The sequence below is a fragment of the Nostoc parmelioides FACHB-3921 genome, from assembly GCF_014696625.1.
GTDB lineage: Bacteria > Cyanobacteriota > Cyanobacteriia > Cyanobacteriales > Nostocaceae > Trichormus > Trichormus parmelioides.
Genome location: NZ_JACJQL010000023.1, coordinates 15,561 through 28,594, shown reverse-complemented (window position 1 = coordinate 28,594; position 13,034 = coordinate 15,561). Strand labels below are relative to the sequence as shown.

At 41.7% G+C, this 13,034-nt stretch carries 9 protein-coding genes and 1 tRNA gene; 6 read left to right on the top strand and 4 right to left on the bottom strand.

Annotation, left to right across the window (positions count from 1 at the left end; translation table 11 throughout):
- Positions 1 to 99 precede the first annotated feature (99 nt).
- The gene (locus H6G14_RS16225; protein WP_190568385.1) at positions 100 to 579 is read left to right on the top strand and encodes a hypothetical protein; all 480 of its coding nucleotides are present in this window, start codon (positions 100 to 102) and stop codon (positions 577 to 579) included.
- A 211-nt stretch (positions 580 to 790) separates the two neighbouring features.
- On the opposite strand, the gene H6G14_RS16220 is transcribed toward H6G14_RS16225, so the two are convergent.
- Together H6G14_RS16220 and H6G14_RS16215 are read right to left on the bottom strand one after the other, a co-directional pair.
- Positions 791 to 862 (bottom strand) — tRNA-Gln (locus H6G14_RS16220).
- Positions 863 to 1,041: 179 nt separating this feature from the next.
- Positions 1,042 to 1,749, bottom strand: coding sequence for a diacylglycerol/polyprenol kinase family protein (locus tag H6G14_RS16215; RefSeq protein ID WP_190568384.1), 708 nt, complete (start codon positions 1,747 to 1,749; stop codon positions 1,042 to 1,044).
- Positions 1,750 to 1,811: 62 nt separating this feature from the next.
- On the opposite strand from H6G14_RS16215, the gene yidD reads away from it, so the two are divergent.
- From yidD to H6G14_RS16195, 4 genes are all read left to right on the top strand, one after another.
- Positions 1,812 to 2,060 carry a membrane protein insertion efficiency factor YidD gene (gene yidD / locus H6G14_RS16210; RefSeq protein ID WP_190568383.1) on the top strand — a complete coding sequence of 83 codons (249 nt, stop codon included), beginning with the start codon at positions 1,812 to 1,814 and terminating at the stop codon, positions 2,058 to 2,060.
- 232 nt (positions 2,061 to 2,292) lie between these two features.
- On the top strand, positions 2,293 to 3,090 hold the full coding sequence (locus tag H6G14_RS16205) for a TIGR00297 family protein (RefSeq protein WP_190568382.1): 798 nt from the start codon (positions 2,293 to 2,295) through the stop codon (positions 3,088 to 3,090).
- A gap of 257 nt (positions 3,091 to 3,347) precedes the next feature.
- Complete coding sequence (locus H6G14_RS16200; RefSeq protein ID WP_190568381.1) at positions 3,348 to 4,106, top strand: peptidylprolyl isomerase; 759 nt, start codon at positions 3,348 to 3,350, stop codon at positions 4,104 to 4,106.
- Complete coding sequence (locus tag H6G14_RS16195; protein WP_190568380.1) at positions 4,055 to 6,736, top strand: peptidase domain-containing ABC transporter; 2,682 nt, start codon at positions 4,055 to 4,057, stop codon at positions 6,734 to 6,736. Before H6G14_RS16200 ends, H6G14_RS16195 begins: the two co-directional genes overlap by 52 nt.
- A gap of 129 nt (positions 6,737 to 6,865) precedes the next feature.
- On the opposite strand, the gene H6G14_RS16190 is transcribed toward H6G14_RS16195, so the two are convergent.
- On the bottom strand, positions 6,866 to 7,054 hold the full coding sequence (locus tag H6G14_RS16190) for a hypothetical protein (protein ID WP_190568379.1): 189 nt from the start codon (positions 7,052 to 7,054) through the stop codon (positions 6,866 to 6,868).
- A gap of 513 nt (positions 7,055 to 7,567) precedes the next feature.
- Here H6G14_RS16190 and H6G14_RS16185 point away from each other — a divergent pair.
- The gene (locus H6G14_RS16185; RefSeq protein ID WP_190568378.1) at positions 7,568 to 11,920 is read left to right on the top strand and encodes a CARDB domain-containing protein; all 4,353 of its coding nucleotides are present in this window, start codon (positions 7,568 to 7,570) and stop codon (positions 11,918 to 11,920) included.
- A 403-nt stretch (positions 11,921 to 12,323) separates the two neighbouring features.
- Here the strand turns inward: H6G14_RS16185 and H6G14_RS16180 are convergent, their stop codons facing one another.
- On the bottom strand, positions 12,324 to 12,959 hold the full coding sequence (locus tag H6G14_RS16180; protein WP_422394079.1) for a hypothetical protein: 636 nt from the start codon (positions 12,957 to 12,959) through the stop codon (positions 12,324 to 12,326).
- Positions 12,960 to 13,034 lie beyond the last annotated feature (75 nt).

Genomic DNA, 13,034 nt, shown 5'->3' with positions numbered 1-13,034 from the left:
AGCCGTAGGCTATGCAGGAATTGGGAATTGCTTTCTCCCCGTCTCTTTCCCACTACCTTTAATGTTAAAATATGCTTATTAGGCTTGGTTATTCATAATATGGTTCAGTACACGCTAGCTCAAAGTCCGGAAATTATCCTCACCGTTTCTGGGAAAGATTCAGCCAAAGCCCGTGATAAAGCGATGGATCAGTTGGTTGAGTTAATTGATGCTGGTAAGCTACCTACAGAATTAGAAGAAGGATTTGGCCCTCAACAATTAATAGAGGTGAAAGAGCCATCGACTGACTCAGTTAGTGGTGAAGACTCGATTACACAAGCCGTCCAAGTTTTGAGTAACCTAGCCACACTCAAGCTAAAAGTGCAGGAGTCACGCACTGAAGCTTTAGAAATTCGTCAGGCTGTTGATGTCCTATTCTCCGATGATGCTGTAACGGAGGAAGAAATCACACGCCTCAAGGAAGGTTTTAAAGTTCTCAAGAATTTTGCTCAAGCAAACCTACGCTACCAAGAAGCGCGAGCTAAAGCAGAACAGGCTAGACAAGTTTTAGACCAGGCTTTAAAGTCACCAGACAAATAATTGTCTTTATTTCCTCATAGGAAGCTGGGCGAAACTGTTTAATTTGTTAATGATCGTGACAAAAGTACTTCTGAGCAGAATAAATCTTGCCCAACCTAGAACTTTTATACTAATAAATTTTAATAAATTTTGTTTCTTATTCTCTAACATCTTTTCAAAGAGTACGATGATATTTACCAAGGAAGTACTGATTGATTAGAGTTAATAATAACTGGGGCGCTAGGATTCGAACCTAGGGATGTCGGGACCAAAACCCGATGCCTTACCACTTGGCGACGCCCCAAAGCTTTCGACTTTATTAATATAGCAGTCTGTGTAGGGGATATGTCAAGTACTTTGAAAAAATATTCTGACCAAAGTGAGTAATGAGTACGGTTAGTGGTAGCGGGGTGTTTAGCTTGTGCTGAATCAGAAATCCTTGACTAGCCTACCTATTTTCATTTCCCAATCCCTAATCATTTTTTAATGCAGTGTCCAAAACTGAATTAGTGCAAATGCTACAGCAGCACTGCCTAAAGGCACAGTCAAATTGTCAACCCCCAAGAAAGAAAAGGCTTCTAAGGTAGTAGCGACAAAAGCAACTGCTAGTGATACAGTCCAAGTCTGCCAAACGTTGCCTAGTACACCAAGTAAAATTAAACTACATACCAAATAGCTAGCCAAAGCCATAGTTAAAGAGCCTTCCCAGCTTTTTTGCGATCCCAAAAGTTTATATTTATGCTTACCAAATCGCTGTCCAACCAAAGCCGCTAATCCATCACCCCAGGCCATTACCATCATGCCGATCGCTGCATATTGGGGTTGTTGTATATGCCAAAACCAAGCCACTAAAACGCCGACACTGACAGCGTAAAAGAATGTGCCTAAGCTTTGTCTACCCACACTATTAATACCAGGGAGAAGTGGGAAAATGTAAGACAGCAGAGTGACTACACTGGCCACAATGGAAGCACCAATGCCTACACTGGCAGGGATATCTAACCACCAAGCCAGTAAAATCACATGACCAGCGCCAATATGAACTATTTTCCGGACTATTTCTGAGTCGCTAGTGGCAAAACGATTTACCAGCCCAGCGATCGCCAGAATGAAAAATACCCAAGCCGCAACAATACTAATTTGCAGCCATAAAGGCGGTGTTGAGATTAATTCGGAAACTAAGTTTAACAAAGATAATACAAGATAGAAAGTTTATGCCTTTCTTACCAATTTATAAGATTTGGGCGACGCTTATGAAGCAAATATTTATTTGGTTGATCAAGGGATACAGGATGTTTATTTCGCCACTATATCCCCCGACTTGTCGCTTTCAACCCACTTGCTCAATGTATGCCATCGAAGCAATTGAAAGATTTGGCGTATTCCGTGGTGGCTGGATGGCGATTCGCCGCATTTTGCGTTGTCATCCATTCCACCCAGGGGGTTATGATCCTGTACCGGAAGTGCGTGAGCATTGTTGTCATCATGATAGCGATGAGTAAGGAGTGGAAAGTGGGTAAATTTCTTTCCCTACACCCTTACACCCCTAAACCCCTACACCCATATCTGACTAACAAAATTTGTGAGATGTTTTGCCTGTTGATAGTGAACTTTACCAGTAAAGGGAATATAATCTATGCGCTGTTTGGATGGAAGTAAAGGAAATTAACCACAGAAGTCCTAAAATTCGTTATTCTTTTGATATCCTGGCGAACTACTCGTGGTTTTTTGCTGATGTTTTCATTTATTAGCTCTGCCAATCCTTGGTTAGTAGGAGTAGGACTAAATACTATTTTATTGAGTTTAGTCTGGTTCGCTCCTAAAAAACTGCTCACTCCAGCAGGTGTGTTTCATGCTTGGTTCTTGGGCATACTGATTTGGGGTACTTTAGGCTGGCAAGGATATCTAGTAGTTACGTTTTATTTCCTTGTAGGTTCTGGTGTCACACGGATTGGGATGGCACAAAAAGAAGCTCTGGGAATTGCTGAAAAGCGTTCTGGTGCAAGAGGCCCGGAAAATGTGTGGGGTTCTGCTCTAACTGCGGCGCTATGTGCTGTCGGTGTGGGAATTATCAATGCTGGGCTTTTTTCCCCCAGTCCCCAATCCCTAATCCCCAGTCCCCAGTCCCTACTTTTACTAGGTTATGTCGCTAGTTTCAGTACGAAACTCTCTGATACCTGCGCTAGTGAAGTGGGTAAAGCTTACGGCAAAAGTACTTTCTTAATTACAACTTTGCAACCAGTTCCTAAAGGTACAGAGGGGGCTGTGAGTTTAGAGGGGACTTTAGCTGGTGTGGTTGGTTCTGTGGCGATCGCTATTACAGGTTGGGGAGTCGGTTTAATTTCTCCCTTGGGAATTGTTTGGTGTGTCTTGGCTGCTTTGATTGCCACAAATTTAGAAAGTGTAATTGGTGCAACATTGCAATCGAAATACACATGGTTAACTAATGAAATTGTTAATATTCTTAACACCTTGATTGGGGCGATCGCTGCCATATTAGTTGCCTTTGTTTGGGCAAGCTCTTTTGGTTAGGGTAATCGTTTTAGGGACTGAAGACTAAAAAATGATTTTTTGACTCAAGACTTAAGACTCATTACTTAAATATTACTGAAAATATGCTTAAATTCTTTCTCAGATTCATATCTGGAGTAGAAAAATATGACTATGCAAATAAATGTCAATTAAAATACAAAATCAAATTAAGCATAAATATTTTCATCTTTAAAGTTGCCATTACTTATTAATAGTTTATAGAATCTGATTTTTAGCTGTTTTTACCAGGTGATTTCATGGAAACTCTATCATTTTTGAGCATTGATGACCGACCCATTTCAATTGAACAAACCGTAAAATACCTACAATCCTCAGGGAAGTTGGGTCAATTTATTAGTGATGTCCTTCGTCAGTACGTCATTGAGCAGGAAATTCAAGGGCGAGACGACGTAGAAATCAATCCGGCATTAACTGAACAAACAGTGATTGATTTTCGCCTCAAAAATCAACTCGCTGACCCCCAAGCCTTTCAAGACTGGTTAACGAACAATGGTACGGACTATGCCAGGTTCCATGCCTCAATTACTTTTAACTTTAAATTAGAAAAATTGAAAACCTTAGTGACAGAAGCTAAACTCCCAGAATATTTTATTGAGCAGAAAATCTTTTTGGATCGGGTGGTAATATCGCGGATTGTGGTTGATAGTCGAGAACTGGCAGAGGAATTACAACTGCAAATTGCAGAAGGGGGCAGTTTTGAACAATTAGCCAAAGAGTATTCTATATTAGACGATCGCCTAGTTAATGGCATGATGGGGCCAATTAGTCGGGGAACTATGCCAGACAAGTTACGGGCTGCTATTGATGTGGCTACTCCTGGTCAACTAGTCGGGCCTATAGAAATTGATGGACGCTATGGTTTGTTTCGGGTGGAACAGTTTCTACCAGCGTCTTTAGATGATATTCAACTCAAGCAAGCGTTACAAAACGAACTATTTGAAAAATGGTTAGCAGAGAAAATTCAAAAGCTGACGGTGAAATTACAAGTGAGTTAAAAATTCTAGATAACGAATCTCTAAAAATCAAAGTGCTAGCTGCCATACCTTGGAATCAACCGCCTCTCAATTGGCTCACTCCTGAACAAAGATCCCTACTGGAAGAACGTTTAGAAATCCGTCGTTATCGACTAGGAGAAAAAATCTGGTCAAGCGAAGCGGGTGGTTATCAGTTTTTTATTGTGGCTGGGAAAGTCCGCTTGCGGGAAGAAGGAAGCGGTCAATCTTTGGCTGCTATACAAATGGGAGATTGGTTTGGTGACTTACAAAAGCTACCGGGAGAATACAAAGCCGTAGCTGCTAGTAAGGAAGTGATAGTGGCTTGTTGGGATACCCATCTGTGGGCGGAAATATCTACTCCCGCGATGGAAGATTTTTGGCTGGGATTGGCGAGACAAGAGCATACTGAGATGGAGAATGAGGTCACATCCGTCCAGTCTCCTGCTTTGCAACAACCGCTTACACCGCCAGAACAAACTCCCCAAAGTCCTACACCTGTAACCCTGAGTTATCCTTTTGTTAGCAGTTGGAATACAGGTGCGGCTTGTTTAACAATGGCAGCCCAACACCTGGAAAATGCGGTGAATTTGGAATGGGTACAACGCCAACTGCGGGGGCAAAGTCCTAAACAAGTGGTAGAAGCCGGAGAAAAACTAGGCTTCGTACTGCGACGATTGCAAATGACTTGGGCTGAGTTGCGTCAGCTGACTTTCCCAGCTTTGTTGCAGTTACAAGCCGAGTCCATGCCTGATCCTTCTTGGGTGATAGCTTATGGAGTAAAAGGCGATCGCTTAATTATTGCTAATCCCTTAAATCCTGATAATCTTTGTGAAAGTCTACCACAATCAGTGGTGGAACAATGCTGGGATGGTCAGTTGTGGCAAGTAGAACTGATATCCAAGCAGGAAAAATTTAACCTGAGTTGGTTCACCCCAGCAGTTTGGAAATATCGCAAACTTTTAGCAGAAGTATTATTAGCGTCTTTTACCTTGCAACTATTGGGTTTAGGTACACCACTAATTACCCAGGTTGTGATTGATAAGGTGATGGTACAGGAGAGTTTACCAACTCTCGATGTTATGGCGATCGCACTTTTAGCGATCGCTGTATTTGAATCGATATTGGGGATTCTGCGGTTATTTATCTTTACTCATACAGCCAGACGTTTAGATTTAAGCTTATCAGCACAATTATTCCGCCATTTAATGCGCCTACCCTTGGCTTATTTTGAGTCCAGGCGTGTAGGCGACACCGTAGCCAGGGTTCAGGAACTAGAACAAATTCGCCAGTTTCTTACAGGTACAGCCTTAACGGTAATTTTAGATAGCATCTTTGCCGTCGTGTATTTGGCATTGATGTTTTATTACAATATTCCTCTTACTTTTGTGGCGTTAGCGGTGCTGCCCCTATTCGCCACACTGACAATAGTTGCTACACCTATTTTACGTAACTGGCTCAACGAAACCTTTAACCGTAGTGCCGACAGCCAATCATTCTTAGTAGAAACAGTTACAGGTATTCATTCTGTCAAAGCTCATGCAGCTGAATCAGTAGCACGCGATCGCTGGGAAGGATTATTTGCTCGTTTCGTGCGTACTGGCTTCAAAGCCTCTACCACATCTAACATTAGCAGTAATATTGGGGACTTTCTCACTAACTTTTCCTCCTTACTAATTCTGTGGTTTGGGGCAAAATTAGTCATTGACCAAAAACTGACAATTGGGCAATTGGTCGCCTTTCAAATGCTTTCTGGTAGGGTGACAGGCCCACTTTTACGCCTAGTGCAGTTGTGGCAAAATCTGCAACAAGTTCTACTTTCCGTAGACCGGATTGGCGATATCCTCAACGTTGCACCAGAAGCAGAAATGGGGACTGGTTTAGTTCTACCACCCCTAAAAGGTCAAGTTAGCTTTGAACAAGTCTTTTTCCGCTACAAAACTAATACAGAACCAGTACTGCGAGGAATTTCCTTTAATGTAGAACCAGGACAGTTTGTGGGAATTGTTGGACGCAGTGGTTCTGGGAAAAGTACCCTGTCTAAGCTGCTGCAAAGGCTTTATCAAATTGAATCAGGACGCATTCTCATTGATGGTTTTGATATCAAAAGTGCAGATTTGTCCTCCCTGAGACAACAAATTGGCGTAGTTCTCCAAGAAGACTTTTTATTTAACGGTTCCATCTTGGAAAATATTACCTTGGGGAATCCCGATATTACTGCCGAGCAAGTAGTGGAAGCCGCTAGATTAGCCGTAGCCCATGATTTTATCAGTCAATTGCCCTACGGTTACGAAACGAACGTAGGAGAGAGAGGTACAGCTTTATCTGGTGGACAAAGACAGCGCATTGCTTTAGCCAGGTTGTTTCTCTGTGATGCGCCGATTCTCGTGTTGGATGAAGCGACCAGCGCTTTAGACAGTGAAACCGAACAGCAAGTGTTACAAAATTTGCAAAAGATTTCCGCTAACCGCACTGTATTTCTGATTGCTCACCGCTTTGCACCCCTAAAACGAGCAGATTTGATTCTCGTTTTAGAAAAAGGCGTGATTGCAGAACGGGGAACCCATCCAGAGCTTTTACAACAAAAAGGCTTGTACTGGTCACTGTACCAACGTCAACAAGCCAACGTGTAAGCAGTTATAGTTTTCTTTCTGCACTGAGATAACAACAGTGGCTTGGCATAAAGGCAACAAAACCTTTATGCCAAGCTTCTTTTTGTTTTACCCCCGCCGATTGGTCAGCGTTTGCAGACTAATCAAAGACTAATTATGATCGCCTTCCTGCTTGCTATATTGTAATGACTTAGACTTGTCAGCTAGTTGGCAAATAGCAGCAATAGAGGTAGGCGTAATCGTTGAGGCTAAAGCTATATATGCGGTATCTTTAGCAGCTAACCCAAGAGGAACAATCGCTAAAATAGTGAGACTCACTTTCAAAAATGCGTTTTTCATGTGAAACTGAAGGTAACTTATATTTGGAATCCCGGTACTTTTTGAGTGCTGGGGTTTTTACTTTCCCAATACATTTGAAAAATTAGTACCCAAGCAAGACCGTGTTTATAAGATGCCTTATAGGGCGCAACTCTTAGGTTAAGGAAAGGTTAAAAAAACGAAAAATGATCTTTTTTTCGTTTTTAACACTCAAATTTATAACTTAAATTTCGGTATCTTTTAAAACATTATTTCTACTCTGATGCTTGCTTGGCAGCACAGTTGTGTGTGTTGCTAAGAACCTAGAAATAGAGCAGGAGTTAACTCTACGGTTATACCAAATTTTCTACTCAAAAATAAAAATAATATTATTTAGCTGGATAATTTCACGGCTCAATTGTGCATCTTTCTGCATATTTAGATTTTAGAAAAATGATTATAATTTCTCCTGCATCTAGTCTTTAGCTAGATGAATAGATAGTTTTAGCATTTATGTCTGTATAAATTTTTTTACTCTTTGAGGTTAAATAGTTCATGAGTGTTACCCGTGAATATAACAATTTAAGCGATACCTTATCATCTGCTAGGAACTCTAGGATTTTTAATAGTAATAAAGATTACTTCCCCCTCGATGCTGCCATAAACTCAATCATCGGTAGTAGTTACACAGGTGAAGCGACAGAAGTTTTAGTATCTAATAACTACCCAAGTAATGATTTAAGAACAAATGATACAAGTAACGCTAATTTTACACAAGCATCATTCCTACCAGACCTAACAGCACCAATCGGCTCAATTCCTATTTCGGCTAATGTCGGGAGCAGTATTCAAATCAACTATCAAATCAGAAACCAAGGTAGTACAAGCGCTGGATACAGCTTCACTAACTTCTATTTATCTCCAGATTTTAATCTCGATAGTACTGATAGATATCTAGGCTTTGACTATGTGAGTGGTCTGGCGGTTGGTGCTTCTAGTCAAGAGTCAGCCACACTCACTATTGGTAGTAATATCAACCCTGGTAATTACTATTTGATTTACTATGTGGATGGTGATGGCTATGTAAGTGAAAGTAATGAAAATAACAATATCTTCGGTGCAGCAATCTCGATTACCCAGCCAGACTTAACTGTATTAAACGCCTCAATTCCCACCTCAGCAAGGGTTGGGAGCAGTATTCAGATTAACTATCAAGTCAGGAATCAAGGTAATGGAAGTGCTGGTGATAGCAATACCAGATTTTACTTATCTCCAGATTTGAATATTGATAGTAGTGACTTCTATCTAGGTTTGGACTATGTGAGTGGTCTGGCGGCTGGTGCTTCTAGACAAGAGTCAGCCACATTCACCATTGGTAGTAACATCAACCCTGGTAACTACTATTTGATTTACTATGCTGATGCTGATGGCTATGTGAGTGAAAGCAATGAAAATAATAACGCCTTTGGCAATCTCATTAATATTACTTCGGCAGGGAATCCAGACCTGATTATTCAAAACAACCCCACAGCACCAACGACAGCATCAGTAGGTAGCACCATCCAACTGAGTTATCAGGTAAAAAACCAAGGTGTGGGGAATGCCGTTGCTAACACCACCAGATTCTACCTTTCTAGAGATACAACATTCAGCACAGATGATGTGTTGTTAGGTTCAGATTCTGTCGCTAGCATCGCCCCAGGTGCTGTCAGTGCCGAAACAGCCTCCATTGTTATAGCCAATAGCATCGCGGCTGGTAACTATCATTTATTGTTCAGAACTGATGCTGATAGCACAGTAGCAGAAAGTGATGAAACTAATAATGTGGTTTCCAGAGCCATCACGATTAACACAGCTGATTTAATCGTTCAAAACCCCACAGCACCAACGACAGCATCAGTAGGTAGTGCGATCGCATTGAGTTATCAGGTAAGAAACCAAGGTGCTGGAAATGCCGTTGCTAGCACCACCAGATTTTACCTTTCTAGAGACACAGCATTCAGTACAGATGATGTGTTGTTAGGTTCAGATTCTGTCGCTAGCATCGCCGCAGGTGCTGTTAGTGCCGAAACAGCCTCGATTGTCATAGCCAATAGCATCGCGGCTGGTAACTATCATTTGCTATTCAGAACTGATGCTGATAGCACAGTGGCAGAAGGGAATGAAACTAATAATGTGGTTTCTAGAGCCATCACGATTAACACAGCTGATTTAATTGTTCAAAATGCCACAGCACCAACGACGGCATCAGTAGGTAGTGCGATCGCATTGAGTTATCAGGTAAGAAACCAAGGTGCTGGAAATGCCGTTGCTAGCACCACCAGATTTTACCTTTCTAGAGACACAACATTCAGCACAGATGATGTGTTGTTAGGCTCAGATACCGTGAATAGCATCGCCGCAGGTGCAGTCAGTTCTGAAACTGCTTCGATTGTTATAGCCAATAGCATCGCTGGAGGTAACTATCATTTGTTGTTCAGGGCTGATGCAGATAGCACAGTAGCGGAAAGTAATGAAACTAATAATGTGGCTTCTAGAGCCATCACGGTTAATGGCCCAAGACCCGACCTGATCATCCAAAATATTTCTGCTCCTAGTGTTGTTGACCCTGGCTTATTTACACTCAACTACCAAATAGCGAATCAAGGTACTGCTAGTGCTGGTAATCATACAACTAAGATTTATTTGTCTAGAGACACAAATCTTAGTAGTGATGATATATTGTTAGCCTCTGACCCGAACTACTTTTATCCTGTACTAAATGCTGGCACTTATAGTTCAGAATCTTACTATTTGTCTATAAGTAGGGATATCAATTTTGGTAACTACCATCTGCTATTGCAAGCTGATGGCAATGGCGAAATCAGTGAAAGCAACGAAACCAACAATGTTACCGCCAAAGCGATTACAATTGCGGCACCAGATTTAATTGTCCAGAATCCTTCGGCTCCTACCAGCGCTAACATTGGGACAACAATTTCACTTAGTTATCAATTAAAAAACCAAGGTAATGGCAATGCTGGTTTTCATTTCACTAATTTTTATCTTTCCCAAGACCAAACTCTCAGTAATGATGATGTTTATTTAGGCTTTGATAGCATCTCTAGTCTTGCACCCTCTGCTGTAGCTTCACGCTCTACATCTTTAACAATTAGAAGCAACACTGTTACTGGTAATTATTATCTGCTGTATAGAGCTGATGGTGATGGAACAAGAAGAGAAAGCAATGAAAATAATAACGTCGCCGCGAGAGCTATTACAATTACTGCACCCGATTTAGTAATCCAAAATGCTACATCTGCTAGTAGTGCTACCATCGGGACTACACTGCAAGTTAACTATCAACTGAAAAATCAAGGTAATGGCACTGCTGGAGGGAGTAAGACAAGTTTTTATCTTTCACGAGATACCGCATTCGGTGATGATGATATCGACTTAGGTATTGAAACTCAAGCTAATGCTAGTGTGACACCTGGTAGCTTTATTTCTCGCTCCACATCTATTACGTTTAATCCAACTCTGAATCCCGGCCAATACTACCTCATATTGAGAGCCGATGGAGCAGGATCTGTTGCTGAGAGCAATGAAAGTAACAATGGTTTTTACATAAGTACACGCATTACTTTAAACCCTGCTAATGGCGGCGGATTTAACTCCACTACAGGTTATGGGTTAGTCAACGCCGCCGCCGCCGTGGCGAAAGCCCTTAATCAAAGCACCTTTGCTGATGTAGCTGACTTAGGTGGTAATGATTGGGGAGCAGATGCGATTAAAGCACCTGAAGTCTGGGCTAGGGGATACACTGGTCAGGGTATTATCGTTGCGGTGGTGGATAGTGGAGTGGACTATACACACCCAGACTTAAGTGCCAATATGTGGAGGAATAGCAGGGAAACTGCGGGTAATGGCATAGATGATGATGGTAATGGTTTCATTGATGATATCTATGGCTGGAACTTTTTAGATAACAATAATGACCCCTTAGATAGAAATGGTCATGGTACTCATGTAGCTGGTACTATTGCTGCCACAAGGAATAGTTTTGGGGTTACTGGTATTGCTTATAATGCCAAAATTATGGCACTGAGAACTGGGGGTAGAGATCCCTCCGATAGCTCCATTAGCTTTGAAGCAGTCAACAATAGTATTCGTTACGCCGCAGATAATGGAGCTAAAGTCATTAATCTAAGTCTAGGTGGTTCATCTACTAATATTGAAAGGCTACAAGCTATTCAATATGCCATCAGTAAAGGAGCAATTGTTGTCTCTGCATCTGGGAATGAAGGTCAATCTCTACCAGGCTACCCCGCTCGTTATGCAGACCAGTTTGGAATTGCTGTGGGAGCAGTCAATTACAATAGAACCCTAACCGATTTTTCCAACCGCCCTGGAACAACTCCACTGGCATACGTCACAGCCCCAGGCGCATACAGCGACTACTTCGACATAGGTATATATTCTACACTTCCAGGTGGTCAATATGGTCTTATGCCGGGAACATCAATGGCTGCTCCTCACGTTGCGGGTGTGGTGGCGTTGATGCTGAGTGCTAAGAATAATCTCACTGATGCTCAAGCGCGTCAGATTCTCACTTCTACCGCCGCGAATGGTGGTACACTCCCCAGTGCTAATTTGAGTGCTTTGTCAAACACAGGTAGTAGTAATACGACGCTTTCTGGATTAAATTCTAGCTATACAAGCGCTAGTCTAGTGGAAGTTTCTAATTGGACTACAATTCCTCGTGAACAAAGCAATACTACAGATTTGGCAAATTTAATAAGAACATTTGCCTACTATCAAGATAGTCGTGATTATCAAGGTATTCTTTCTTCTCCAGCAGTAAATATTGATGAGGAAAGTATCAATAAGAGACGCAGAAATACACCTAAGACTGTCAGGATTAGTTAACGTAAGTTCGATGACTTCTCCCCAACCCCTCGCCGCGTCGGAGAGGGGCTTAAATGTCTTCAAAGCTCAACGAAAAATTAAGGTTTTAAAGCCTCTCTCCTCGGCGCGGCTACCGTGTACACACAAGTTATTCGATCCCCCTAAATCCCCCTTAAAAAGGGGGACTTTGAGAAGCTTTCCCCCCTTTTTAAGGGGGGTCAGGGGGGATCTACAAGTGCTTAAAATCACCGCTAACCACTTTTCAAACACGCTTTAAGACTCACGGCAATTTATGTATTGAATTAATTAAATATAAAAAGAAAATATAGAAACAATTATTAAGGTTTTTAATGCAAAATAAGAGTGTTTTTGATGGAAATGACTGGAGACTAACGCAGATGGTTAAGTCTTCTGTTGTTCATCATTAGGGATTTTCGTTAGATATTGCTTTGAGTTTTGAGGTGAAGGACTCGGAGCGATCGCTTGTTTGTGGGGTAAACTGCCCAATAGGTGGATGAGTGACTGATATTGGTAGTAGTTTTGTGGATATATCAGGGTTGAGGGAGAAAGGCTGACCTAGATAATCTTCTGGTTGGCTTAAGCTGACCTCAATACTAGCTGTCATACTCGCGCTAGGAAGTGCCAACATCTTTTCGGTTGGGGGTTCCTCTTCTTCTTTGACTTGTTCCTGTTGTTTGAAACTCATCAATTGTAGGGTCTGATTTTGGTTTTTTCCTTGTCTGCTATATTGTTCGGATGCAGCCATTGGAGTTAAGCTTTCAGGAAATTTGCTGCAAATCAGGCGTTCAAATTCCATGTTGAAATGATATATTTCCTGACCCCGCCTTTGCCAAAATGCCAAGAGTTGCTGTACTGAGATTGCTTTATAGCGACCTTGATATAGTGCCTCAATTACTGCTAGATGCAGCCAGTCGGCGGGATATTGTTTTTGCCAACGGTTAACTAACTCATCAACGTGATAACCACTAAGGTCAAAACTATAGTTAATGAGTAGGGCTTTTGCCAATTTGGCATAGGTGTTTGGTACTGATGTTGACATAAGACCTTTAGCTGCTGGCAATAGGTATGAATCATCGACCCATCGCATATAGCCTAGCGTGTTTTTGGCTGTAGG